The 25,811-nt window shown below is 60.6% G+C and carries 21 protein-coding genes and 1 riboswitch; of the genes, 16 read left to right on the top strand and 5 right to left on the bottom strand.

What is annotated here, in order from left to right:
• Nucleotides 1–75: 75 nt before the first annotated feature.
• The 9 genes from Thiosp_RS13235 to Thiosp_RS13195 all read left to right on the top strand — a co-directional run bounded on the left by Thiosp_RS13235 (nt 76) and on the right by Thiosp_RS13195 (nt 8,686).
• The gene (locus Thiosp_RS13235) at nt 76–1,038 is read left to right on the top strand and encodes an urease accessory protein UreD (protein WP_201067993.1); all 963 of its coding nucleotides are present in this window, start codon (nt 76–78) and stop codon (nt 1,036–1,038) included.
• Nucleotides 1,039–1,170: 132 nt separating this feature from the next.
• On the top strand, nt 1,171–1,473 hold the full coding sequence (locus Thiosp_RS13230; RefSeq protein ID WP_201067992.1) for an urease subunit gamma: 303 nt from the start codon (nt 1,171–1,173) through the stop codon (nt 1,471–1,473).
• 66 nt (nt 1,474–1,539) lie between these two features.
• Complete coding sequence (locus Thiosp_RS13225; protein WP_201067991.1) at nt 1,540–1,848, top strand: urease subunit beta; 309 nt, start codon at nt 1,540–1,542, stop codon at nt 1,846–1,848.
• The gene (gene ureC / locus Thiosp_RS13220) at nt 1,848–3,551 is read left to right on the top strand and encodes an urease subunit alpha (RefSeq protein ID WP_201067990.1); all 1,704 of its coding nucleotides are present in this window, start codon (nt 1,848–1,850) and stop codon (nt 3,549–3,551) included. Before Thiosp_RS13225 ends, ureC begins: the two co-directional genes overlap by 1 nt.
• A gap of 38 nt (nt 3,552–3,589) precedes the next feature.
• Nucleotides 3,590–4,144 (top strand): urease accessory protein UreE, encoded by a 555-nt coding sequence (ureE, locus tag Thiosp_RS13215; protein ID WP_201068085.1) that lies wholly within the window; start codon nt 3,590–3,592, stop codon nt 4,142–4,144.
• Complete coding sequence (locus Thiosp_RS13210) at nt 4,062–4,814, top strand: urease accessory protein UreF (protein ID WP_242518732.1); 753 nt, start codon at nt 4,062–4,064, stop codon at nt 4,812–4,814. The genes ureE and Thiosp_RS13210 overlap by 83 nt, the downstream gene beginning before the upstream one ends.
• A gap of 58 nt (nt 4,815–4,872) precedes the next feature.
• Complete coding sequence (gene ureG, locus Thiosp_RS13205) at nt 4,873–5,493, top strand: urease accessory protein UreG (RefSeq protein WP_201067989.1); 621 nt, start codon at nt 4,873–4,875, stop codon at nt 5,491–5,493.
• 134 nt (nt 5,494–5,627) lie between these two features.
• A complete protein-coding gene (locus Thiosp_RS13200) occupies nt 5,628–7,895 on the top strand; it encodes a putative bifunctional diguanylate cyclase/phosphodiesterase (RefSeq protein ID WP_323696464.1) in 2,268 nt (755 codons plus the stop codon).
• Nucleotides 7,892–8,686, top strand: a complete 795-nt coding sequence (locus Thiosp_RS13195; protein WP_201067987.1) for a glutaminyl-peptide cyclotransferase — start codon at nt 7,892–7,894, stop codon at nt 8,684–8,686. The genes Thiosp_RS13200 and Thiosp_RS13195 overlap by 4 nt, the downstream gene beginning before the upstream one ends.
• 64 nt (nt 8,687–8,750) lie before the next feature.
• Here Thiosp_RS13195 and Thiosp_RS13190 read toward each other — a convergent pair whose 3' ends face one another.
• Together Thiosp_RS13190 and Thiosp_RS13185 are read right to left on the bottom strand one after the other, a co-directional pair.
• Nucleotides 8,751–9,248: a GlcG/HbpS family heme-binding protein gene (locus tag Thiosp_RS13190; RefSeq protein WP_201067986.1), complete on the bottom strand. Its 498-nt coding sequence runs from the start codon at nt 9,246–9,248 to the stop codon at nt 8,751–8,753.
• A gap of 124 nt (nt 9,249–9,372) precedes the next feature.
• On the bottom strand, nt 9,373–9,954 hold the full coding sequence (locus tag Thiosp_RS13185) for a superoxide dismutase (RefSeq protein ID WP_201067985.1): 582 nt from the start codon (nt 9,952–9,954) through the stop codon (nt 9,373–9,375).
• 268 nt (nt 9,955–10,222) lie between these two features.
• Between Thiosp_RS13185 and Thiosp_RS13180 the strand changes: the two genes are divergently transcribed.
• On the top strand, nt 10,223–12,016 hold the full coding sequence (locus Thiosp_RS13180; protein WP_242518731.1) for a hydantoinase B/oxoprolinase family protein: 1,794 nt from the start codon (nt 10,223–10,225) through the stop codon (nt 12,014–12,016).
• On the opposite strand, the gene Thiosp_RS13175 is transcribed toward Thiosp_RS13180, so the two are convergent.
• From Thiosp_RS13175 to Thiosp_RS13165, 3 genes are all read right to left on the bottom strand, one after another.
• On the bottom strand, nt 12,017–13,729 hold the full coding sequence (locus Thiosp_RS13175) for a hypothetical protein (RefSeq protein ID WP_201067984.1): 1,713 nt from the start codon (nt 13,727–13,729) through the stop codon (nt 12,017–12,019).
• A gap of 119 nt (nt 13,730–13,848) precedes the next feature.
• Nucleotides 13,849–15,078, bottom strand: coding sequence for a glycoside hydrolase 64/thaumatin family protein (locus Thiosp_RS13170; RefSeq protein ID WP_201067983.1), 1,230 nt, complete (start codon nt 15,076–15,078; stop codon nt 13,849–13,851).
• 1,654 nt (nt 15,079–16,732) lie between these two features.
• Entirely contained in the window at nt 16,733–18,484 is a 1,752-nt protein-coding gene (locus tag Thiosp_RS13165) for a DUF389 domain-containing protein (protein WP_201067982.1), read from the bottom strand.
• A gap of 574 nt (nt 18,485–19,058) precedes the next feature.
• Between Thiosp_RS13165 and Thiosp_RS13160 the strand changes: the two genes are divergently transcribed.
• The 6 genes from Thiosp_RS13160 to Thiosp_RS13135 all read left to right on the top strand — a co-directional run bounded on the left by Thiosp_RS13160 (nt 19,059) and on the right by Thiosp_RS13135 (nt 25,811).
• On the top strand, nt 19,059–20,831 hold the full coding sequence (locus Thiosp_RS13160) for an N-acetylglutaminylglutamine amidotransferase (RefSeq protein ID WP_201067981.1): 1,773 nt from the start codon (nt 19,059–19,061) through the stop codon (nt 20,829–20,831).
• Between the two features lie 169 nt (nt 20,832–21,000).
• Entirely contained in the window at nt 21,001–21,921 is a 921-nt protein-coding gene (locus tag Thiosp_RS13155) for a hypothetical protein (protein WP_201067980.1), read from the top strand.
• Nucleotides 21,922–22,000: 79 nt separating this feature from the next.
• The gene (locus Thiosp_RS13150; protein WP_201067979.1) at nt 22,001–22,147 is read left to right on the top strand and encodes a hypothetical protein; all 147 of its coding nucleotides are present in this window, start codon (nt 22,001–22,003) and stop codon (nt 22,145–22,147) included.
• A 42-nt stretch (nt 22,148–22,189) separates the two neighbouring features.
• A riboswitch (cobalamin riboswitch) is annotated at nt 22,190–22,588 on the top strand.
• A 166-nt stretch (nt 22,589–22,754) separates the two neighbouring features.
• Nucleotides 22,755–24,614, top strand: coding sequence for a TonB-dependent vitamin B12 receptor (gene btuB / locus Thiosp_RS13145; RefSeq protein WP_323696463.1), 1,860 nt, complete (start codon nt 22,755–22,757; stop codon nt 24,612–24,614).
• The gene (cobU, locus tag Thiosp_RS13140; RefSeq protein ID WP_201067978.1) at nt 24,604–25,206 is read left to right on the top strand and encodes a bifunctional adenosylcobinamide kinase/adenosylcobinamide-phosphate guanylyltransferase; all 603 of its coding nucleotides are present in this window, start codon (nt 24,604–24,606) and stop codon (nt 25,204–25,206) included. The genes btuB and cobU overlap by 11 nt, the downstream gene beginning before the upstream one ends.
• Complete coding sequence (locus Thiosp_RS13135; RefSeq protein ID WP_201067977.1) at nt 25,203–25,811, top strand: histidine phosphatase family protein; 609 nt, start codon at nt 25,203–25,205, stop codon at nt 25,809–25,811. The genes cobU and Thiosp_RS13135 overlap by 4 nt, the downstream gene beginning before the upstream one ends.

Raw genomic sequence — 25,811 nt, 5'->3', positions numbered from 1 at the left:
CCACCAAGTTTATCGCCCCCCTAGGGCTGCGGCAGTGCGGCTCGCTTGGATATTGATAGCAGACTTGATGTGGTTATGATCGCAGAGCCTTTGCATCCCGCTGGGCCTTCACATCCCAACGAACAGGTCGCCGGCTGGCAGGCCCACTTGGAGCTGGGCTTTTCGGCGCGCGCGCAACGCACCGAATTGACGCATCGGCGTAGCCTTGGCCCTCTGAAGGTGCAGCGGAGCTTTCATCCGGAGGGCGACGTCTGCCATGCCTATTTGCTGCATCCGCCGGGTGGGGTTGTGGGTGGCGACGGGCTGATGCTGGATGTGCAGGTGGAGGAGGGCGCCTCGGCGCTGCTGAGTGCGCCGGGGGCGACCAAGTGCTATCGTTCCGCGGGTGCTCGGTCTGAAATTTGCCAGCAATTCCGGGTGGCGGAGCAGGGGCGGCTGGAGTGGCTGCCGCATGAGACAATTTTTTTCTCCGGCTGCGAGATCGCGGTGCGCAATCGCGTCGAGCTGGCCGACGGGGCGCGCTTCCTCGGTTGGGAGCTCCTGTGCCTCGGGCGCCAGGCAGGGGATGCGCCCTTCGTGCAGGGGCGAGCGGATGTTGGACTGGAAGTGCTGCGCGCCGGTCGCCCGCTGCTGTGCGAGCGGTTGCGGCTCACGCCGGATCGGATCGCGCGACCCGGGCATCTGCGCGGTGCGCCGGTGCTGGCGACTCTGCTGGCGACGCCAGCCGATGCGGCGCTGCGCGATGCGTTGCGCGCCGCTTTGCAGCAGGGTAACAATCCAGCCGCGGCTGGCGGGATGTCTGGCGCGACACCGCACGCCCCGCATTGGGAACAGCCGGGCGACCTGCCGGGCGATCTAGAACAGCCGGGCGATCTATTGGAGGCGGTGACCCTGCTGGCCGAGGAACAATTGTTGGTCTTGCGGGTGCTTGGCCCATCAACCGAGCGGGTGCGCCAGCGCCTTGAGCTGGCCTGGCGCTGTCTGCGCGAGCCCGTCATGGGTCGGGTGGCAGTCGCTCCGCGCATTTGGGCAACCTGAAGGGTCAACTGGTAAGCTTCGGTTGGAATGCGGCATTGCCGACGGTGAGCCCTTTTCGCGATCCGCCTGCGAATGCAACACTGACCAAAGTTTAAGACACTCAATTCTGGTGACGCGGACGAGGATGCAGGCGTGGAACTGACACCCCGAGAGAAAGATAAGCTGCTGCTGATGACCGCAGCCTTTGTGGCCGAGCGCCGGCTGGCACGCGGCGTCAAGCTCAATTACCCCGAGGCCATGGCTTTGATCAGCGCAGCCATTCTGGAGGGCGCGCGCGATGGCCGCAGCGTCGCCGAGCTGATGGACGAAGGGCGCAAGGTGCTGACGCGCGATCAGGTCATGGACGGCGTGCCGGATATGCTGCGCGAGGTGCAGATCGAGGCCACCTTCCCGGACGGCACCAAACTGGTGACCGTGCATGAGCCCATCCTGTAACCGTTTCCCATCCTGTAACCGTTTCTGGACCCAGCTTGTTCAGAGTCCAGCCTGGAGACGACGCCGATGATCCCCGGAGAACTGCTGCCCGCCGCGGGCGAGATCGAGCTCAACCCCAACCGCACGACGCTCACAGTCGGGGTGGCGAACACCGGTGACCGACCAATCCAAGTCGGCTCCCATTACCATTTCTACGAGACCAACGCGGCGCTGGAGTTCGAGCGCGAGTCCACGCGCGGCTTTCGGCTGAACATTCCGGCGGGCACCGCGGTGCGCTTCGAGCCCGGGCAGACGCGCACGGTGGAGCTGGTAGCCTATGCCGGGAGTCGGCAGGTGTATGGCTTCAATGGCAAGGTGATGGGAGGGCTCGACTGATGGCGAAAATCACGCGCCAGGCCTATGCGGAGATGTTCGGCCCGACCACCGGGGACAGAGTGCGGCTGGCGGATACCGAGCTGATCATTCAAGTCGAGCGGGATCACACCCAATACGGCGATGAGGTGAAGTTCGGCGGCGGCAAGGTGATCCGCGACGGCATGGGGCAAAGTCAGCGCCCGGCCGCCGAAGTGGTGGATCTGGTCATCACCAATGCGCTGATTCTCGACTGGTGGGGCATCGTCAAGGCCGATGTCGGCGTGAAGAACGGGCGCATTGTTGGCATCGGAAAGGCCGGCAACCCGGATGTGCAGCCCGGCGTGGATATCATCATCGGCCCCGGCACCGAGGCCATCGCCGGGGAAGGGCAGATCCTGACCGCTGGCGGCATCGACGCCCATATTCATTTCATCTGCCCACAACAGGTCGAAGAAGCACTGACCTCCGGCATCACCACCATGCTCGGTGGCGGCACTGGTCCGGCGACCGGCACCAATGCGACCACCTGCACGCCAGGGCCCTGGTACATCCACCGCATGCTGCAGGCGAGCGATGAACTGCCGATGAACCTGGGCTATCTCGGCAAGGGCAATGCCTCGCGCCCGGCGCCGCTGACCGAGCAGATCGCGGCCGGGGCCATCGGGCTGAAATTGCACGAGGACTGGGGCACCACGCCGGCGGCCATCGACAACTGCCTGACGGTGGCCGAGAACTGCGACGTGCAAGTCGCCATCCATACCGACACCCTGAACGAATCCGGCTTTGTCGAAGACTCGCTCAAGGCCATCGGCGAGCGGACTATTCATACCTACCATACCGAGGGCGCCGGCGGCGGCCATGCGCCGGACATCATCAAGGCCTGCGGCGCGCCCAATGTGCTGCCGTCCTCGACCAACCCGACCCGGCCCTATACCGAGAACACCGTCGACGAGCATCTCGACATGCTGATGGTCTGCCATCACCTGTCGTCGGCTATTCCAGAGGATTTGGCCTTTGCCGAATCCCGCATTCGCCGCGAGACCATCGCCGCCGAGGATATTCTGCACGACTTGGGCGCCTTCTCGATGATCGCCTCGGACTCCCAAGCCATGGGCCGCGTCGGCGAGGTGATCTGCCGCACCTGGCAGACGGCGCACAAGATGAAGGTCCAGCGCGGCAGCCTGGCCGGCGACCCGGCCGAGCACGACAATGCCCGGGTGAAGCGCTATGTCGCTAAGTACACCATCAACCCGGCCATATCCCACGGCATCGCGCACGAGGTTGGCTCGATCGAGGTCGGCAAGCTGGCCGATCTGGTGTTGTGGAAGCCGGCTTTCTTCGGCACCAAGCCGAGCTTGATCATCAAGGGCGGCATGATCGCCTCGGCCGCCATGGGTGATCCCAACGCCTCGATTCCCACACCTCAGCCAGTCCATTACCGGCCGATGTTCGGTGCCCTCGGCGGCGCGCGCGGGGCCACCAGCATGACCTTCCTGTCGCAGGCGGCTCATGACGCCGGCGTGCATCGCCAACTCGGGCTCGAGTCCCTGATCGGCACGGTCAAGGGCTGCCGCACGGTGACCAAGGCGGACATGCGCCTGAACGACTATCTGCCCAAGATCGAGGTCGATCCGCAAACCTACCAGGTGCGCGCCGATGGCGAACTGCTGGTGTGCGAGCCGGCCAAGGTGCTGCCGATGGCGCAGCGGTATTTCATGTTCTGATGGCGGGTGCTGGTGATCCCCTGATTCGACTGACTCGTCTGATTCGTCTAACGCAGCGGGCCGACCCCATTGCCGCGGCTGATGTTGAACCGGCGGCCCATCTCACGCTCCCATTCGACTCCCGCACCCGGGCGCGGCTGCGTGCCGAGCTTGATGATGGCCGCGCTGTTGGGCTGTTTCTCGAGCGCGGGCTGGTGCTTCGCGACGGCGACCTGCTCGCTAGCGAGGATGGTGCGCTCATCGTGCGCGTCGGCGCCGCCCCAGAGACCGTCTCGACGGTGCGCGCGCCCGAGTCTGATCCCGATCCGCTAGGGCTACTGCGCGCGGCCTATCATCTCGGCAACCGCCATGTCGCGCTCGAAATCACCGCAGGCTGGCTGCGCTACCGCCATGATCATGTGCTTGATGACATGATCCGCGCCCTGGGTCTGAGCGTCCTGGTTGAGGAGGCCCCGTTCGAGCCGGAAGCGGGCGCCTATCACACCGCTGGTCACGGCCATCAGGCCGCGCATGGGCAGGGTCATCAAACCGCTGACGCGCACGACCAACACGGCGCCCACGCTCACAACCACCCGCATGCCCCCGCCGGTTGATGCCCCCTTGCCGCTGCTGCGGCTGCTTCAATTGGTCAGCCCCAGCCTGCCGGTGGGCGCCTTTGCCTATTCCCAAGGTATCGAATGGGCGGTCGAGGCCGGTTGGATTCGCACTGCCGATGACCTGAGCGCCTGGCTGCTGGACCAGATCGAGGAATCCCTGGTCTATCTGGAAATTCCGCTTCTCGCGCGCTTGCAAGCAGCCTGCGCGGCGCAAGATCGCGCGCGTGTGGATAACTTGGTCGCTACCGTGCTCGCCTGGCGCGAGACCGCCGAACTGCGCGCCGAGGAGCGCCAGCGCGGTCGCGCGATGGCGCAAGTGCTGATCGCGCTCGAGATCGAGCAAGCAGCGCAATGGCAGACTAGTCTGGCCCCGAGCGCGCTAGCCGGTTTCGCGCTGGCCAGTGTTCATTGGGGCCTGAGCGCCCGAGCCGCAGGATTGGGCTATGCCTGGAGCTGGCTCGAGAATCTGGTGCTCGCCGGCGTCAAGCTTGTCCCCTTGGGCCAGAGCGACGGCCAACGCCTGCTGTTGCGGCTGGCCGAGGCGCTGCCAGCGGCTGTGGATCAAGGTCTGACGGTGCCGGAGCGCGATATCGGCGCCTCGCTGCCCGCGCTGGCCCTGGCCAGCAGCCTGCACGAGACCCAATACAGTCGGCTGTTTCGCTCCTGATTGGTTCATTCCTCACCATGCATAACGCTATTTCCAAACGACCTTGAGACATCACGCGATGAGCACGTCCTCCCCTCTCAGAGTTGGCATCGGTGGCCCGGTCGGCTCCGGCAAAACGGCGCTGATCGATGCGCTGTGCAAAAGCATGCGCGAGCGCCACGAGCTGGCGGTGGTCACCAACGACATCTACACCCAGGAAGATGCCCAGTTCCTGATTCGCTCCCAGGCGCTGGCCGCCGAGCGTATCATCGGCGTGGAGACCGGCGGCTGCCCGCACACCGCAATTCGTGAAGACGCCTCGATGAACCTGGCCGCAGTGGCTGATCTGCAAGAACGCTTCCCGCAACTGAACCTGATCTTTGTCGAAAGCGGCGGTGATAATCTGTCCGCGACCTTCAGCCCCGAGCTGGCTGATCTCTCTATTTATGTCATCGATGTGGCCGAGGGGGAGAAAATTCCGCGCAAGGGCGGCCCCGGCATCACCCGCTCTGATCTGCTGGTGATCAACAAGACCGATCTTGCCCCCTACGTCGGCGCCTCCCTGGATGTCATGCAGCAGGACAGTCGGCGCATGCGCGGGGATCGGCCCTTTGTGCTGACTAACTTGCGCGAAGGGGAGGGTGTGGCCGCAGTGGTAGAATTTATCGAGCGCGAGGGAATGCTTGATGCGGCATCTTGAGCCGCGTCACAGATGCGATCGCGCAGTTCGCTGGGCGGTTGTTCCCGCCACACCTCATAGATAAGGTGGCAACCGAAACCAGAATGCAGGAGCAAGACGCGGGAATGAAAGCGGGTGTGTCGATCAGGACGAAGATGCTGGCGGTCACCGTCCTTTTGCTGGGGGCCTTGGTCGCAGTAGCCGCCCTGGTTCTTGTGGAGGTGATTGGCCCGAGCTTCCAGACGCTTGAACGCCAGATGGCTCGCAGTACCGTCGAGATTATTCGCAACACAGTGAGGCGTGACTTCGCTGCGCTTAACGTGTTGGTGAAGGACTGGTCCTACTGGGACGATACTTATCGCTATGTGGTGGGGCAGCAGGATGACTTTGCTTCCGCCAACCTCATCGAAGAAACCTTAGCCGGTGCTTCGCTCAATCTTCTGCTGATCGAGGATATCGCAGGGCAGGTGATTTGGGGTAAGACCTATAACCTTGAAGAAGAGGAGTTTTTTGAGCTGGCAGACTTCGCCGAGGGGTCTGAGCTCCTGGCGCGCTTGAAGGAACTGGCACTCTCATCAGAAAACGGGCTGCGTGGCCTGGTGGGCACTTCGGCCGGCCCGATGATGATCGCCGCACATCCGATTCTGACCAGCGCGGAAACGGGACCACCCAGAGGGGTCCTGATGATGGGGCGGTTGCTGAACGACGCGATTTTGGCGGATGTTGGCGACACCCTGGACCTTATCGTCCAGGCGAGCCCCGTGCAGGCTTCCGATACCCATGCCACGACAGACGAGTCCGGCCCCTGTGGCGCTGAGATTCGAATCCAGGAAGCCGGCGCTGACAGTCTGCGCGCGTGCATCACCTTGAAGGATGTGTTTGGTCAACCGCTGGTGGTGCTATCCACCTCAATCGACCGCACGGTTGCGGCGATTGGGCGCACAGCTCAGGCGACGGGGCTCGGGATCACCGGGGTGGCGGGTCTGATTCTGATCCTGGTGTTTCTGTTCAGCCAGCAGGTTCTGGTGCTAGGGCCGCTGCGACGTCTGACCTCAAGCGTGGAACAGGTTGGTCTGCAAGCCGAGCCGGACACCCCTTTGCCGGAGACCCGCAAGGATGAGTTTGGAATCCTGGCGCAATCCTTCAATCGGATGCTGGAGCGGGTCGCGCGCCTGACGAATTTCGACGCGGTGACGGGTTTGCCCAATCGCCGCTTGTTCCACGATCGTGCCAACCAAGTGCTGCGGATCGCGCGCCGCGCAGGCGGCAAGGCGGCTGTGTTGTTCATTGATCTTGATGACTTCAAGGCGATCAATGACACCCGTGGTCATTCCGTCGGAGACGCGCTGCTGCGGGTCATCGGCGAAGAGCTGTCGGATCTGATGCGCGAGACCGATACGGTCGCGCGCTTTGGTGGAGACGAGTTCGTGATCGTCATCCATCCGGTGGACGTGAGGAGCAGGATCAATGAACTTTCCGAGCGCATACAGCTAAGGTTTCAGCAGCCGTTTCGCGTCTCCGGTACGACTTTATTTACCAATGCCAGCATTGGCGTTGCTGTGTTTCCCGACGATGCGGAGGCGGTTGAAACCCTGATCAGCCTGGCTGATGCGGCCATGTATCAGGCGAAGGGCGACGGTGGTCGGCAGATCGCTTTCATTGATACCGATGCCTATGTGGCCGATGGCCATTTGCGCAGCCTGGAGTTGTCTTTCCGCGAGGCGCTGAGCGCCGATCAACTCCACCTGGTGTTTCAGTCGCAGGTGGATCTGCGCTCCGAAGAGGTTGTTGGCCACGAGGCGCTGGTGCGTTGGCGCCATCCCGAGCAAGGCGTTCTTGCCGCGGGTCGCTTTATTCATCTCGCAGAAAGCGCGGCAAATTTCGCCCGCTTCGACGCCTGGGTATTGCGTGCCGCCTGTTCGGCCCTGGCAAGTGGCCAGACTCATGGCGGTGCGAAGCTCAAGCACATCAGCGTCAACATTTGTGCCCGTCACGTCCAATCTCCGGCGCTGGTGGAGCTGGTGAAGGACACCCTGCAAGAAACCGGTGTGAAACCGGACCAGTTGACCTTGGAGATCACCGAAACCGTGATGGTCACCCGCCCGGAAGCCGCCATCGAAGTGCTTTCCGCGCTGCGCGGGATTGGCGTTCGCGTGGCCATTGACGATTTCGGCACCGGATATGCCTCTTTGGCAGCACTTCACCGTTTCCCGATCGACGAGCTCAAGATCGACCGCAGCTTTGTGGCCGGTCTGCCGGATGACCGCGCCGCCCTTGCCATCGCCCAAGCCACGCTGACGCTGGCGCGCACCTTCGCCCTGGATGTCGTCGCCGAGGGCGTGGAAACAGCGCAACAGCGCGATACCCTGATCGAAGCCGGCTGCACCATCGGGCAGGGCTTTCTCTGGAGTCCCCTATCATGAAGCTTTTGCCCGTATTCTTGCTTTTCGCCATCAGCGTTGCGTTCGCCGCAGTCGTCCAAGCCGAGCCCCAGCCTGCTCCCGCTCCCGTTCCCGTGGTCGTTCCGGAGATTTTGGGTGAGCTCCCGCATGGTATAGACATTTTCACGCAGGGGATTTTTCTACACCAGGGCAGGTTATACGAGAGTGCAGGGTTGCGGGGGCAGTCGCGGATGCTGGTGAGCGAGCTCAATTCCGGTAAGCGGCTTATGGTTCATCGGCTGGCGCCGTTCTTGTTTGCCGAAGGTGCGGACCTTTGCGGCGAGGAAGTCGTCCAGTTGACCTGGACAAGCGGCATTGCCTTCCGCTATGACCCGGAAAGTCTTCGCATACTCGGTACCTTTCGTTACCAGGGACAGGGCTGGGGCATCGCCTGCAATGGGAAACGCATGGTCACCAGCGATGGCAGCGCGACGCTGAGGTTTCGCGATCCCAAGACCTTTCAGACGCTGCGCGAGGTGACGGTTCAAGACGCCGGGCGCCCGATCGATCAAATCAACGAGCTTGAATGGGTGGGTAATCTGCTCTTGGCCAATGTGTGGAAAAGCGATCGCATTGCGGTGATCGACCCTGGCACAGGCGCGGTACGCTTGTGGCTGGATATGCAAGAAGTTGTTCGCCGCAGCGGCCAGACTGGCGAGCAGTTTGTGCTGAACGGCATCGCTTGGGATGCCGAACAGCGGAGATTGTACGTCACCGGCAAGGGCTGGGATCGCCTGTATCTGATCGCCTGGCCGGGGCCGCAGCTTCCTTAAGTCCCTGAACTAGAGCAGTTCAACTGGAGCAGTTGAGCTGGAGTGGTCCAACCGGGCACCTTGCTCACATGGACATTTCCAGGTCATCCTGAATTGTCTCAATGCCGGCGCGCGCGCATTCTTCATCGGTCTCGCCGCTCGGCGCACCGCTAACGCCCACGCCGCCGAGCAGAGTGCCGCCGGCCTCGATAGTCAGGCCACCAGCTGACATGACGAGAAAGTCCTGACGCCCAACGGCAGTGTTGGCGCGGCCCTCAAGCGCGGAGGTGGCAGCGTTGAAGTTCACCGCCGTGTAGGCCTTCTTGTAACTGATGGGAATCGTTATCGGCGCGGCAATGGTGTCGCGCAACTGCGTCTGGACAACGCCGTCGCGGTCGACCACTGTCACGCCGATCTGAATGCCTTTTTCACGACAAGCCGCGATCGTTCCCTCGGCGACCTGCTGAGCGCTGGCGAGAGACAGCCGCTTGACGCTGACCGTCATGGGTTCATCGGCAGCCAGGCCCGGCAGGCTGATGAGACCGGCGCAGACTCCGGCAGTCAGGTGGTGGGTAAGTTTCATTAGGATTCTCCTTGGCGGTGCAATGGGGCGTTGCAGCGGGATCGTTCAGTTGGCAACAAACAGGGGCCGGCAGAGCGTATCTGCCGGCCCCGGGAGCCGCAGCTATTGTCGTGTCCGGCTAGCTCTAGCCCGCGAAATTCTTGGCGACGAAGTCCCAGTTGATCTTGTCCCAGATGGCTTCCAGGTACTTTGGCCGCGCGTTGCGGTAGTCGACGTAATAGGCGTGCTCCCAGACGTCCACAGTCAGCAGGGCGCTCTTGCCGTCGGTCATCGGGGTGGCGGCGTTGGATGTGTTCACGATCTCTACACTGCCGTCCGCGTTCTTGACCAGCCAGGTCCAGCCGGAGCCGAAATTGCCGGCGGCCGAGGCAGAAAACTGCTTCTTGAACTCATCGAAACTGCCGAACTTGGCATTGATGGCGTCAGCCAAGGCGCCGCTGGGCGCGCCGCCGCCGTTGGGGCTCAGACAGTTCCAGTAAAACGTGTGATTCCAGACCTGAGCGGCGTTGTTGAAGATGCCGCCAGAGGCTTTTTTGATAATGTCCTCGAGCGCCAGGCTCTCGAACTCAGTCCCACCGATCAGATTGTTCAGATTGGTGACATAGGTCTGGTGGTGCTTGCCGTAGTGGTACTCGATGGTCTCAGCGGAGATAACCGGTTCCAGTGCGTTTTTCTCGTAGGGCAGGGCAGGGAGTTCGTGTGCCATGATGGACCTCCAAAGTCGTTTTCAGGCAGGGTTGATAAGCTGAGCTGAAAAGGTATGCATTGACTGGGGGAACTCAAGGGGTAGAGGCATTCTGAATGCCCAACGCCAAGCTGAGCCGGCTGCAGAAAGACGGCCGGCTTCTAGGCTTGCCAGCGGCGCCCTGCCGCTGGAAACCCCGCCCCCTTGCCCCGCCCGAAACCGAAAACGATTTGCGGTGGGTATAAGTGCAGATTAAGCATGTCGATACTGGAATGAACTGGTGCCCGTAATGCAGCAAGAAAAAGACCCGCACAGGGAGCAGGCGCTCGACCCCATCGCGCTCAGCCTGTTCAGCAGTCGGCTGTCAGCGGTGTGCGAGGAAATGGGCGCGGTGCTGCGCCAGGCGGCGCTGTCGCCGAATATCCGCGATCGGCTCGATTTCTCCTGCGCGGTCTTCGATGCCCAGGGTGCGCTCTGCGCCCAGGCCGCGCATATTCCCGTGCATCTGGGCAGCATGGCCTTCGCGATGGCGGACCTGGTCGCCGCGCACGCGTGGGCCGAGGGCGACATGCTAATCCTGAACGACCCCTTCCTCGGCGGCACCCATCTGCCGGATGTGACCTTGATCGCGCCCGTGTTTGCTTCCGATTGCGACGTAGAGTCCGCCCCGAACTCTGGCTCGGAGTCTGGCTCGGAGTCTGGCTCGGAGTCTGGCTCGGAGTCTGACTCGGAGTCTGACTCGGAGTCTGACTCCCTGTCCCATGTGACCAAGTCCGATGCGACCAAGGTGCCTGTTGAGGCAGACGGTTCCAAACAACCAGAACTGATCGCGTTCGTTGTCAATCGTGCTCATCATGCCGACATCGGCGCGACCTCGCCAGGCTCCATGCCCATCTCCACCCGTCTGGATCAGGAAGGTCTGGTCATACCGCCTTCACTGCTTCTGCGCGGTGGCGAACTGGACGCAGTCCGCTTTGCCGGCATCACCGGTGCGACCCGCGACTCGGGGGCCGCCGGCGGCGATTTTCTGGCCCAGATCAGTGCCAACCGCGCCGGTATCAAACGTCTTGGCGAGTTGATCGAACGCCTGGGTATGGCGCGTTTCAGAAAGTCGCTGGATGCGCTGAATGACTATGGCGAGCGCCTGGCGCGGGCGACGCTAAGTGAGGTACCAGATGGCGAGTACAGCTTTACCGACTACATGGACGACGACGGCCAAGGCCAGCGCGATATCCCCATTCGCGTTCGGTTGCGTATCTCAGGCAGCGAGGTCGAGATCGACTTTGCCGGCACCGCCGCGCAGGTGGCGGGCAACATCAACTGCCCGCTCGCCGTGGCCGCCGCGGCTGTCTTCTATGTGTTCCGCTGCCTGATGCCACCGCAAACTCCAGCATGCGCCGGCAGCTTCCGCCCGCTGCGCATTCAAGCCCCGGCCGGCTCCTTGGTCAACGCCAGCCGCCCGGCGGCGGTGGCGGCCGGCAATGTCGAGACCAGCATGCGCATTGTCGATACGGTGCTAGGCGCACTCTCGCAAGCGCTTCCCAAGCGTATCCCCGCGGCCAGCCAGGGCAGTATGAACAATCTCGCGATGGGCAGCCCCAACTCTCCTCGCGCCGCTGAGCAGGCCCCGGATCGAGCGATTACTGCCGCGGCGCGGCAAAGCTGGGATTACTACGAGACCATCGCTGGCGGTATTGGAGCCGGCGCCTTGCATCGCGGAGCCAGCGGTCGCCACAGCCACATGACCAATACGCTGAATACGCCGATCGAGGTGCTGGAATCACGCTTCCCACTGCGGGTGAGACGCTACGCCGTCAGAACAGGCTCCGGCGGTGACGGCAAGCATCCTGGCGGTGACGGTCTGATTCGGGAATATGAGTTTCTCGCTGCAACCGAAGCTACTCTGATCGGAGAGCGTCACACCCATGCACCCTGGGGACTGCAAGGTGGCAGTCCCGGCCAGCCGGGCCGTTACCGATGCAATGGCCAACAAGTCTCAGCGAAAGTCGCGCTGTCGCTGCAAGCCGGTGACCGGCTATGTATCGAAACGCCGGGCGGCGGCGGTTACGGCCTTGCCGGTTGATTAGTTTGGTTGGCCCATATGCTCAATCCAAGCGTAACCGACGTCCAGGCCATCAATCTCAACGCTTGCAGCGCTTTCGTAATACTGTGCTGTTTGCGATGTGAACATCGTGTTTTGTATTTCCGGAAACAGACTTGTGATCGTAATAATCAAGTCGCTTTCACCGGAATCCACCGGCTCATTCCATCTTCCTGACCTGAGATTCGCGTAACTGGCCAGTGCTAGACGCAGACGCGAGCGTGCTCGAATCGTAATGCGGAGCTTTGTTACCCAGGGATATGCGGGATCATATTTTTCGTCAACATACTCCAGAAAGCGGACTTCGAATGGATTCAACCATCCCGCTTCATGTGGGTCCTGCTCGGAGATCCTTGGAAGACCGGGCAACATCAACTCCGTGAATGAGTAGGCTGAGGTGACATTATCCGCGAGGATACCCGTGAAGATGCCGCCGAACCCGGCTCTCGACCAAGCGAAGCTGTCGGTAGTTTGATCTGGTGATCGCTGAATGTACTGGTTCCAGTAAACATTGAACACAATGGAGGTGCCGGCGTATTTCCCCTGGGTAAATTGGATGGGGAGCCAATTTCCATGATAGAGTGACTTATGTGCAGCCACTTTGGATTTCACGGTCGGCAAGAAACGTCTTGCCAGCTGCTGAGGCTGCAGCGATTGGGAAACGGATGGTGCTTGGTCCTTGACCATCAGCTGCATGTCTGGCGTCAAGGAGGTTTCTTTCACTGGGCCTAGATCGTTCCAAAGCATACCGTCGGTGCCGGCGAATTCGTATAAGCGCCGAAAGCCCATGACTGTCTGGTCAGCGGCCTGCATTGACACCCGCCAGGCTGAGACCTTCAGTCGTGGCTGTGCGATTTCATATTCGGAAATTCCGCTCTCTGCGGGAAGCGGCTCACCGTCCTGCACTAGAGCTGGGCCGACATATCCGCCACCGTAACCTTGTGCAACGATACCGCGCTCATCCGTAAAGTCGATCTCCAGGGAATAATCGTACAGGGCAACGCTTTTCCTCCCGTCCGATTCGATCTTCCACAAGAAGCCCTGTCCTTCACCCCGCATGGCAAGCGATTGACCTGGCTGCCCGGTCAAACCGATGTACAGTGGAGAAATCGGAGTCGTTCCAGTTGTTGTAATGCTCCACTGCTTATTTCCATCCTCTGGGAGCATGAGGCTTGTCTCCAGCTCGAATTTCTCCAAGCTTGATGAAGAATAGACCCAATCAAGGCTGTTGAGAAGTGCTGTTAGCGCAGTGGAGGAGCTATCTCCGCCAAAGGTACTGTTGAGATAATAAGTGCTTACCGCATCCTTAAACGCAAACTGGAGCCCATGAATTCCCACGCTGTAAGCGCCACAATTCCCGTCATTGCAGTTCTCCTCGAACCTTTCTAGCTGCATGATTTCAGCCATGAAGGAATACTTGCTCTCGCCATCGACCAGCGTGCCGGCATAGTCCCATGTGAACTCAGCGCTGCCGCCGCACATGCCACCGGGCACGGCGACGAAGCCGATGTTGCCAGTTGGGGTCGGAATGGACCTTCCGTAAAAATCAGAGGGCGTACCGCACGAGAATTGATCGGTTGATGCCGCAACAAGCGCCGTTTGACCGAGCATCAAAGCCAAGAGCGGGATAAAAATGGGTCTGATAGCTTGCATTTCCCTGGATGACCTGGGAATGAGTCGCGGAATTCTGGACATGTCTCGGATGCCTGCTGTGTTATCGGAGGTTTTTGTTAGGCCAGCGTTCCCGAAGCATCCAATGCGCGGGAGACTAGGCCTACAATATCAGGGGAAACCCTAAGAGACCTTTCTAAGATCTAATTGTTACCAATTGTTGGCAAAGGATATTTAACATTATTCTTTTCGGGACAATAAGTCACTGTATATCCTCTGGTGACCGTCGCGTCGCATGCGCACTGCTTAGTGTCCATCGGATACTGGTAGGCATCTGTGCAGGAGACTTCGGTACAGGTTAACTCTTTGCGCAGGCCGAGGCTTCCACAGGAGCACTCCTGTCCCATGGCGATGTCGATCGGAACATTGAAAAAAATGTTCGCGTTTGCGCTTACGCAATTATTCGGGTCAACGCCGGGCCCACAGAGGTCAGGCGGGCTGCTTGGACCGCTTCCGTAGTTGGTGCTGATGTCGACGTAGTCCTGGCCGCCAGCATTGGGTGTGATCTCGAACAAGGTGCCGAAGGTTCGATCAAGATTCATGTTCGGACCGCAGCAGGGGGTGTTTATGTTATTGCTGGGGTTTTGTTTATCGTCGATACATTGGGATACTGCGGCGTTGGTGGCCTGACAATAGGCCGCGTAGGTGAGGTTAGGGGCTTCCCACATGGACCCCTCGCGCTGACCGGCGGCCTGAATCGCTGTCCAGTTGGAGCAGTCGATCGTAGAACACTGCGCGGATGAGGTTATTGGAGCAACATAAATCGTGTTCGGGCCAGCCTGGTTCAGGCTGGACAGGTCGACGCTGTGGGTGCCACCATTTTTCTTCAGCACTACGCCGTTAACCATACCCTGATTCGACATCAGTTTTAACTCGAGCGCGCAGTTATTGAAGAAGACGACGCTGTCATTGGGCGGGGTCGGCGTGGTGCCAGAGATCAATAGGGATGAGGAACTCACCGCTTGGTGGCCAACATTCTTGAGCTGATCGGACTGCCCCTGGCCAGCGCCCTCAGTGGCTGCAGCACTTCGGATTCCCTCTCCACTGGCAGTTGCGCTCGATAGGTCGCTTTGAGCATCTGCCGCAAGGAATTCCTCATAGCCAGGACAAGCCTGATTCCAGCGCCGCATGGCTTGCGCATAGGCGTTGTTGAATTGCAATTCACACGCCTGAATCAAAGCAGCGTAGGCCGCATCGGTCCTCAAGCTGCGGGCGGCAGAGTCGTGCAGGCAAGTGATGAAATTGCCGTTGATCTGAATAAGCGTCGCTTGGCAGCTTTCCGTGCCAGTAGCCGCGGTTGATATCGACAAGAATGCGCAGAGGCCAAGGCTTGCGAGCAAAGAACGCTGGGTTCGATTGAGTGGAGAATGCATGGATTTATCCTCGGTTGTACTAATTACCTTAATCTTACTGATTCATCGCTTTTTTAACCGCGATACATGGCAGCTGATCTACTATCTATTGAATGGCACACTCGGACACGTAGGCGTCGGAGGTTTTGCAGGCGTTGGCGTAACCCTGAATAGGGGGAGAGCAACAGTTCTTTGTAACGCAACTGGTGTAGTCGTTGGTCGCGACTGTTATCATGCATGTGCTGCCTGCCCACTGTGTGGAAACGTCTGCGATGACGCTTGTACGTTGGCCTTTTCCATAAAATGCCGGTTCAACCTTGGTGATTTCGCACTCCTGACTTATCAGAAAGTTATCACCAGAGTTGTCGGGATTTTGTGGCTGTTGACTAGATCCAGACTGAATGGGAATTCCACTCACTCGATCCCAATACCAAAAGTTCACCTGGATACCAAGTCCGCCTCCGTCGCTTAGATCAGCATTGTATGTGCGGCTTATTCCATATGGCACGCCTATCGCGTTATTTGATCCAGGTATCCAAATTGTAATGCTCGGGCCACCGTACAACGGACACTGACTTGCGGTATCATCAATCATGTTATTGATACTAAATTTGAATTCCGTTTCGGTAGAGCCAAACGTCTGCGGGGGATTCGATACATAGCAGTAGTTAGCTAGTGTAGAGCCGCACCCGGACCCGGAATCTGGCAATGCGGCGCACCACTGGGATTTTTCTTGGCAAAGGCATTCATGGGATGAACCCCAAGATTGTTCGGGACAACAATAAATCATGTCCCCAGTGCAATCTGCGCAGATTTTGCGCTCTGAGGAATTACAAGCACGAATGCCGCCATGTTCTCCTGCACAGCTCTGAGTCGGGCAGAACTCAATTGTCAAATTGCGTGATGCTGGGCAATTGGCTTGCTTCGAGTTGTCCGTGGGATAGAGAAATGCGGCTGCACAATCTGGAGTATCACAATATAGACAGCTGCATTTCCCTGTCTGGTAAATTCTTAGCGGTTGGTTGAAACGGGTCTGGCAACAGGCCGAATCCTTACAAGTATTAGGGCACGAGCCCCCCATTGTGATCAGGCTAATGTCGTAGCTGAGTTCAGGTGGGCCGTTGCCTGCGGGTTTGAGAACATAACTGACTTCAGCCTTTGTGGCCTCGTCTGGGCTTTCGCCAATGTGAAAATCTAAACCGTCGTGAGACGCATCGTAGCCATAGCTTCCCGGTGGGATTTTACAGGTTGTACCCTTCTTGCATATGGTTCTGCCGCCGCTTGTCCAATCGGATTTGGCATTTACAGTCACATATAGATCTTCACCCTGGCAATTGTTTTTCAAGTTCAAAGTAGCTTTGTATCGCGGACGGCAACCGCTCAGGGAAGCACAGCTTTGATCTTGGCAGTCAGTGGCGCCATCTCCATCATTGTCAATGCCGTCATTGCAAAGCTCACCGGCAGCTGTCAAGTTTATGGCAGCTAGGAAAGCGCAGATAGCTAACGCGCTATGGAAAAAGTAACGTCGATAATTGGTCATGGCAGCCTACTTGCGGTCTTGAGGTTGGAGCAATGAGCATTGGTTGGAATGTCAGGCCAGTCCGGTCATCTAGCTGTGATGTCCTGGAAAAATCTTATTGGCATAAAAATATCGCAGCAGTCCTATTTCGAAGCGCTAGCGGACACGGTTCAAGGTGCGTTCGATCAGCGCCATGTCGGCGGGATTGCGTTTGGGCTTTCTGGCTTGGTAAAGCTCCAAGAAGGAGACGAGTCCCGCGTCGGTCATGACAGGGCCCTGGTTGATCCAAACATAGAGTTTTACGGGTTTGTTTGCGAGCTCATTCAAGTCGCTCTGCATCCGAAGGAGGTCGTCCTTCTCAAATACTCCCGAGCCGCTGATATTGGCCAGAATGACGTACCGCTGCTGTTCAATGCTCTGGTGCAATGAGCCGAGGAGAAAATTCGGGTTTCGCTTCCAGGAGGACTGCAAGGCCGACACTAGGGTATCCATAATGCGGCGCTCTTCTGGGGTCGGCGTGATCGACGTTTCCCAGCCGGGCAGGATGGCGCCGCTGCTATTGTAGAGGGCGATGTGCTCAAAGCGTAGGATGAGCTCGAGTTCTGCCTCCTTGACTTGCTTGCGGATCTTGGTCTGCAGTTGGTCGATCTCGGCGGGAGCCAGCTTGCGGAAGCCGGCGATCTTGGCCAGGATCACGGTTTTGCCTTGGTGCGCGAAAGAGTCCGCCGTGACCAAATGCAGATCGGTGTGGTTCTGGAGGTAGGTTTTAATGAGTGTCTCGGCGGTCTGCAGGGAGCGGACCTCCGGGCGGACTGCTTTGTCGATGAAGAAACCGTCGAGGGACTGATTCACCACAGCCACATTGGAGCCTTTGGCGGAGACGTCGTTCGTGTTCACTTCTCGCACGACCAGGCTAACGGGCATCTGTAGCTTCTCCGCCAGCTGGTCCTCGAGTCGCTGAACGATGTCAGGGTCAACCTTAACGGGGGCGTGAATTTGGGCCAGTGCGTGCACCCTTCCGTCGCGGATATTGGTAAGGAGTTTGTCGACGCCTGAAACGGTGTAGCCAGCAAGCTCGACGGTGAGGCGCTTCTTGATTTCATGCTCGGTGATGCGGTTGCGGGTAATGCTGAACAGGGAATGGGTCAGCACACCGACGATCAACAGGAAACCTATGGCGGTCACCCCCACCTTGCGGATGATGTTGTTGGAGCGCGTTACGCCGGCGATGCGGTGGACGCCAGCGCGATAAAACAGAATGGAAGAAATCAGCAGAATCGAGACAACATTGGTGACGAACAAAAGAAAGGACCCGATGGCGCCGCTATAGGCGCCAAAGGCGAGGCAGAGGCCGGCGTTTGCCAGGGGCGGGACGATGGCCGTTGCAATGGCCACACCGGGCAGTGCGGGGCTGATCTTTTCGTCAAGCAGCGCGTAGGCACCTGCGAGCCCAGCCAGCACGGCCACGATCAGATCGGCCAGGTTGGGTTTGGTGCGTGAGAGCATCTCCGGAGTGATGGACAGATATGGGTCCACGGAGATCAGGGTCGCTCCCACGACAAAGCCCATGCCGACAGCCAATGCCATGCCGAGCAGCTCTGCCAGCATGGCGCGGTGAATCAGGCGGGCATCGTCGCGCACCAGTGCTAGGGAAATGCCGAAGATGGGCGTCATCAGCGGTGCGACCAGCATGGCACCGATCACGACGGCCGTGCTGTTGGTTACAAGCCCAAAGCCGGCGATGAGCGTGGACACCACAACCATCACATAGAAACGCGCTTCAGGCTGGGAGCCCTCGGCAATGCTGTCGAAGATCTCACGTGCGCGCTGACTGGAGATATCCAGGCGCAGGCGCCATCGAAACAGACGCGAGAGGTACTGAATGAAACTCTCGCTGTGCGGTTGCATGGGATGGTGGTCCGAGGTTGGAATCGTCTAGGCCGGAAGCGCAGTTGCCGGGAGTTGTGAGTTCTTCATGGCCGCGAATGGGGCCGGGGTGCCCAAGCAGTGATCGATTGTCCTGCAGCGCCCAATGGGCTTTCCAATTGATGGAAGTTGCGGGGTGGGGATATCCAGTGGCTCAGGATGCGTGAGAATGATGACCACAAGACCTTGCCAGACATAAGGCTTTTGGTCAATGCTTTTACGCGACGTTTGAGGCTACTTTGGCCGCTGCGTCGAACCTTTCCGCTCGGGGCTTGGCTTTGCACCTTGGATTTGGTGGCTGCATCAGCAGTCCCGAGTCTCGCGGGGCTGTGACGGGTTAGAATTCGGCGCGACAATGCATCGAGGTCTTGCGACGATCGGGCGAAATCCATGACCGCCATGACTCGAAGTAAACGTGTCTACCGTCAGCGGCCCTTGGGGCAATCCCCATGTGAGCATCGATCAGTAATGTTTCGGGCTGGGTCTTCAGCGAAATGAGGCGGGAGTCCATTAGAGGCGAAGCGAGCATGGAGCCGCTTTGACCGGGAGAATCTTTGTGTGCGGAATTTGTGGCGAACTGAACTTTGACGGCAAACCTGCGGACCTGAGTCGAGTTGCCCGCATGATGGAGCAGCTGGTTCCGCGCGGGCCGGATCATGGCGGCAGCTATAGCGACGGCGCTTTGGGGTTTGGGCATCGCCGGTTGTCGATCATCGATCTCTCGGTGCGCGCCAATCAGCCGATGGTCGATCAGCGCCTCGGGCTCGCGTTGGTGTTCAATGGCACCATTTATAACTACCCGGAGCTGCGCGATGAGCTGCGCGGCCTGGGCTATGCGTTCTTCTCCGAGGGCGACACCGAGGTCATCCTGAAAGCCTGGCACGCTTGGGGCGAGGATTGCGTTGCGCGTTTCGATGGCATGTTCGCCTTCGCGCTCTGGGATACCAACCGCCAGGTCTTGTTCCTGGCGCGGGATCGCTTCGGCATTAAGCCCTTGTACTGGACGCGCGACGGGCGCGGGTTTCGCTTTGCCTCCAATACCCAGGCGCTGCTGGCCGGTGGCGAGGTGGACACCGGAATCGATCCCATCGCGCTGCATCACCTGTTTACGCTGCACGCGGTGGTTCCGGCGCCGCGCACCGTGCTAAAGGGAGCGCGCAAGCTCGAACCGGCGCACTGGCTGCGCATCGACGCCAATGGCCAGGAGCAGGGCGAGGCCTACTGGCGGCTCAATGCCACGCGCGAGCCGGTCGCGCGTTCGCAGTCCGACTGGGTCGAGGCCGTGCATGAGCGGCTGATGCAGGCGGTGCGTAAACGCCTGGAGATTGCCGATGTGCCAGTCGGCGTGCTGCTTTCCGGCGGGCTGGATTCCAGCCTGCTGGTGGCTCTGCTGGCCGAGGCGGGCGCCAAGGATCTGATGACCTTTTCTGTCGGCTTCGAGGACACTCCGGAAGAGGCCGGCAGCGAGTTTGTCTTTTCCGATCAGGTGGTCGAGCGCTATGACACTCGCCACCATCGCTTTCTGGTGCCCAATGACGAGGTGCTGCGCCGCCTGCCCGAGGCGGTTGACGCCATGGCCGAGCCCATGTTCGGCCAGGATGCGGTGGCCTTCTATCTGCTGGCCGAGCAAGTCTCACGCGAGATCAAGGTGGTGCAATCGGGGCAGGGCGCCGACGAAGTCTTTGGAGGCTATTTCTGGTATCCGCGCATCGCCGCCGAGACCAAGGGCTCGCCGGTCGAGCGGCTGCGCCAGCATTACTTCGACCGCGACCATGACGAATATCTGGCCCTGGTGACCGAGGCTTATGCGGGCGCCGATCATACCGAGGCGCTGCTGGCGCAAAAGCTGGCCGAACCCAATGCGGATGAGGTCATAGACGCTGTGCTGCGCCTGGATGTGACCACCCTGATCGTGGATGATCCAGTCAAGCGCGTCGATAACATGACCATGGCCTGGGGACTGGAGGCGCGCGTGCCATTTCTGGATCATCATCTGGTGGAGCTTGCCGCGCGCTGCCCGCCGGATCTCAAGCTGCGCGATGGAGGCAAGTATTTGCTCAAGCAGATTAGTCGCGGCCGACTGCCTGATGCCGTCATCGACCGACCCAAGGGCTATTTCCCCATGCCGGCGCTCAAGTATGTGCGCGGAGAGTTTCTCGACTTCATGCGCGACATTCTCAATTCCCAGACCTGCCGCGAGCGCGGGCTCTACCGCCGCGCTATGGTCGATGAGCTACTGTCCGCGCCCGACCAGCACCATACCCGCATTCAAGGCAGCAAGCTGTGGCAGCTGGCGCTGCTTGAATACTGGCTGCAGCGGCATCTTTGATTGGGGCCGGATGGCTTCCCAGCCCAGGCAGGCCAGCCAGATGGAACCTGGGATGGGTTTTTCACCATCACGGTAATGCCGCAAGGGCAGATGGGCGATGCGGGACTATTGCGGCTGGATCAGAAACCCGCACCTGCAAAAACGCCAGCGCATCGGCTAGACTCCACCCATGAGTCGCGAGAGACGCACCCCTTGGCACGAACTGCTTGGCAAAGCGCTCACTGACGCTCTGATCGGGCTGCCCTATCACGTCAGCAGCGAAGAAGAACTGGCGCTGCGCAGCCAGCGCCTGGACGTGCTCATCATCGAACAAGGGCCATCGCCCGAGGAAACCGTCGCCCCGCCCGAGGAGCGCCCCGACGGGCTTGAAGACCTGGCCAAGCACAACCTGTTGAGCTTCAAAGCCGCTGGCGAACCCTTTGATGTTTGGGCAGCCGAAGAACTCAACAGCCACTATGTCACCTACCGCAAACTCGCCTCCATCCGCGCCCTGCGCCACCTGCCCGTCAACGATGACACCCCGGTCGCGGAACCGCGCAATGCCTACCCCCTGCTGCCGGCTGAAGACTTCCGCTGCTACGCCATCACCACCCGCTTTCCGCGCAAGCTGGTCAAACAACTGCCGCCTGGGAGTTGTCAAAAGACCGCAAAGGCAGGAATCTATCACCTGCGCGTCGGCACCCGCGACCTGCGCCTGGTGGTGATCAACCAGCTCGAGCCCCACCCGCGCAACGCCCCCTGGGGCTTATTTGCCACCGATGAGGCGCGCTGGCTCGCCGCCTATCAGGCCTATCGCCCGCGCAGTGACGTGGGCGCGCACCTGCACAATCTCATGGCCCACCACCGACTTGGAGAAGGCAAGATGGCGCACACTTACAAAGACATGAAACGCGAAGCCCGCGACTGGCTCAAGGGATACCTGCCCCAGCTCGACCCCGAGGAACGCCTTGAGGGGCTGGATCCTGATGAGGTGCTGAGGCGGTTTGATCCTGAAGCGCGGCTCAAGGGGCTTGATCCTGAAGCGCGGCTGAAGGGGCTGGACCCCGATCTGATCGAAGCCTGGCTGAAAAAGCAGCGCCGGGATCATTGACCCGCGCGCATCATGGCCATCTGCGCGTCACACCCCCAAGATCGAGCCTGAACCCGGTGCGCGCCGACATGAGCGGTTCTTGCAGCAAATCGAGCAGATGACCTGCCAAGGGCGCGGGGCCGCCGCGCAGGGCAAACGGGTGCTGCTCTCATCGGTCGCACCGCTCGCAGACCTGGCCGACGTCTGCCCGCGCTTCCGTCCCGCCCGTTCGATCAGGCCGGTTTGACCTCAGCAGGTCTTCCAGCTTAGTCTAAATCCCTATTGGCGCTAGGTGATTCGCACCTTTTTGCTCAGTCTTTCATCTGGGTGCGAATTGAAACGGGAAGCCGGTCCAGCGATTGTTGACGTTGGGGTCTGGGCCAGATGACGTGCGCGGGGGTGTTCGATCGAAGGGATTCGATCGCAAGCCTAAAGGGATGTATTCACGGCGTCCCCCGCGCTCGTTATCTGGCCCGGACCTTGTCTAAAACATCACCGCAATTCCGGCGCTGCCCCCGCAACGGTAGGCGAGTAGCGATCGCGACATAGGCCACTGTGGTTGGTCGGGCCAAGTATTTCTTGGTCCCGACGGCACCATGGGAAGGCGTCGTGATCCAGATGCCACGTCCGCGATGACTGCTCATCGCATGACGACGGTATTTCACTCGCAAGCCCGGAGACCGGCCTGCGTCCTTTCTGCGGCGTTGCGGAGGGCGGCGGCCGGGTCAGGCCGCAGCTGTGCCGGTCTCCCGTCCTTATTTTGTCCCGTCCCCCCATGAAAATGGGCAATTGCCGCGTCATGCCATCTGGCGCAGCAGCATCCGCGGGTGAGCGGATGCAGGACGAGGACATTCGTGAAACATCGAACCCTGGGCAGCCTGCTGCCCGTCGCGCTTGCGAGCGCTTTCCCCACCCTGTCGGCAGCCGCTGTCGAGGATGCCACCGAGCTCGAGCCCCTGGTGGTCACCGCCACGCGCATGCCGGAGACCACCGCACAGACGCTGGCCTCGGTGACAGTGATTGAGCGAGCGGAGATCGAAAAACGCCAGTCGCGCACCATGACCGACATTCTGCGCGGGTTGCCGGGCGTGGGTCTCAGCGAATCCGGCGGGCCTGGTCAGCCGACCTCGATTTATCTGCGCGGCACCGAGTCGGACCACACCCTGGTGCTGATCGATGGCGTTAAGGTGGGTTCTGCGACCTTGGGCACGACGCCCTGGCAGAACATTCCGGTGGAGCAGATCGAACGCATCGAGGTGGTGCGCGGGCCGCGCTCGAGCCTTTATGGGTCCGAGGCCATCGGCGGTGTGATTCAGATTTTCACCCGCAAGGGCGCAGGAGAAGCGGGCGAGCCGCTCAATGCGCGGGTGGTGGCTGGTGCCGGGAGTTATGGATCAGTGGAAGGGCATCTTGGGCTCTCTGGCAGCACCAAGCACGCCTGGTTCGATGCCGGTATTGGCTTCGAGCGCAGCGACGGGTTCAACGCCTGCACCGGGGAGCCGAATGTTGGCGGCTGCTTTGTCGATCAGCCCGATCGCGACGGCTACCGCAACGATAACGCCTCGCTCAGGGCCGGTTATCGCTTTTCCGAGCGTCTGGAAGCGGACCTGCATTTTCTCAGTTCGGCCAGTGACACCGACTATGACGGCAGCGAGTGGTCCGGCAATGCCAGTAAGGGCTTGTTGCAGGTCGCCGGCGTCAATCTGTCCTGGCAAGCGCTGGAGAATTGGTCGACCAAGTTGTCGCTGGCGCGCTCCTGGGATGATTCCAAGGTCTATTTCGATGACGATGAGATCGATTATTTCAACACCCGCCGCGATCTTTTCAGCTGGCTGAACCAAGTCCGGCTGGCCGAAGGACATCAACTGGGTCTTGGCCTTGACTACCAGTATGACCACGTCGCTGCCGAGCAGCGCTATGAGTCCGACTCGCGCCGCAACCTTGGCGTCTTCGGCGAGTATCTCGGCCAATTCGGCCCACAGGACCTGCATTTTAGCCTGCGTCAGGATGACAACGAGCAGTTCGGCGGTCATACAACCGGCAGTCTCGGCTGGGGGTACTGGCTCAACAACGGGCTGCGGCTGACCGCATCCTGGGGCACGGCCTTCAAGGCCCCTACCTTCAACGAGCTGTATTATCCCGGCTTCGGCAATCCCGACCTGAAGCCGGAAACCGCGAGCAGCGCCGAGCTGGGGCTGAGCGGGCCACATCCCTGGGGCGACTGGGGCATGAGCCTGTATCAGACGGATATCGATGACCTCATCGCCTTCGACGCCACCACCTCGGCGCCGGCTAATCTGGATTCCGCGCGCATTCGCGGCGTCGAGCTTTGGACCACGGCGCGCATTGGCAGTTGGGACCTGGATGCCAACCTGACGCTGCTCGATCCGCGCAACACGTCCAATGGCGCCGATCACGGCAACCTGCTCGCGCGCCGAGCGGAGCAGAGCTTCCGCCTGGACGCCGACCGCCAGTTCGGCCAAATCGGTGTCGGTGGTACCCTGAACTATTCCGGGCGCAGTTACGATGATTTCGCCAACCAGACCCGACTGGACAGCTTCGTCCTGTTCGATCTGCGCGCCGACTATTCCTTCAGCCGCAGCCTTGTGCTGCAGGGACGGATAGAGAATCTGTTCGATGAGCACTATGAAACCGCCGCCTATTACAACCAACCCGGGCGGACAGTCTTCGTCACCCTGCGCTATGCGCCCTGACCCGCGCGCGCAGCGCATCCTGATCCTGGGAGGCGTGCGCTCGGGCAAGAGCCGCCTGGCCGAGCGCCTGGCGTTGGACTCCGGCTGGCCAGTGACCTATCTCGCCACCGCGACCACCGGCGAGGATGTGGAAATGCAAGCGCGCGTGCAGGCCCACCGCGAGCGTCGCCCGCGCGAGTGGAGCCTGGTCGAAGAACCCCTGCATCTGACCGATACCCTGCGCGCAACCGCCGCGCCGGAGCGCTGCGTGCTGGTCGAGTGCCTCACCCTCTGGCTCGCCAACCTGCTGTGGGCCGAGGATGAACACCTGCTCCAGCACGAACTGGCCGCGCTGCGCGCCCTGCTGCCCGAATTGCCCGGTCGGGTGATCTTTGTGAGTAACGAGACCAATCAGGGCGTGATACCGGTGGACGCACTGGCGCGGCGCTACTGCGATCTCGCTGGTGAGCTCCACCAGGACCTGGCGCGCCAGTGCGAACGCGTGCTGCTATGCGTGGCTGGCTTGCCCCTGGTAGTGAAGGGACCGGTGAAGGGACCGGCGGAACCTGATTGCGCTGGCGAACAGCCCACTGCTGACGGTCATCGCTCATGAGCGGTCGTTTCATCGACCTGCTGCGCCATGGTGAAGTCCAGGGCGGTCCCTGCTTTCGCGGCCGCCAGGATGATCCCCTCACCGACCAAGGCTGGCAGCAGATGCAACAGGCGCTCAACGACCTGGCCGCCCGCCATGGCGCGCCCTGGGACATGGTCCTGAGCTCCCCGGCCAGGCGTTGCCGGGAGTTCGCGCGCGAGTTCGCCGGTGCGTGGGCGCTGCCGCTGCTTGAGCTGCCGGCTTTCGCCGAGCGTGACTTCGGCACCTGGGAGGGGCTCACCGCGAGCGAGATTCCGCTCGCCGACCTGTCCGCCTTCTGGTCCGCGCCCCAGTCGTTCGACCCGCCCGATGCCGAGCCTTTCGCCGCCTTCCGCCGCCGCGTCGCCGCTGCCTGGTGGGAGCTGATCGAGAGTGATTGGCGTCACGGCCTGCTGGTGACTCATGGTGGTGTGGTCCGGTCGATTTTCGCAGAGGTGCTGGGCCTGGCCGATGCAGCCTTACTGCTGCTTGAAGTGCCGCCCGCCGGCATCACCCGCTGGCGTTTGCCCGAAGGCGGCGGTCTGCCAAGTCTGGTCGCGCATCTTCCCCCAGTAGGTGGGGTTTAA

It is taken from the genome of Thiorhodovibrio litoralis (assembly GCF_033954455.1).
GTDB lineage: Bacteria > Pseudomonadota > Gammaproteobacteria > Chromatiales > Chromatiaceae > Thiorhodovibrio > Thiorhodovibrio litoralis.
The sequence above is the reverse complement of the archived record's forward strand: the minus strand, read 5'-3'. Positions and strand labels throughout refer to the sequence as shown.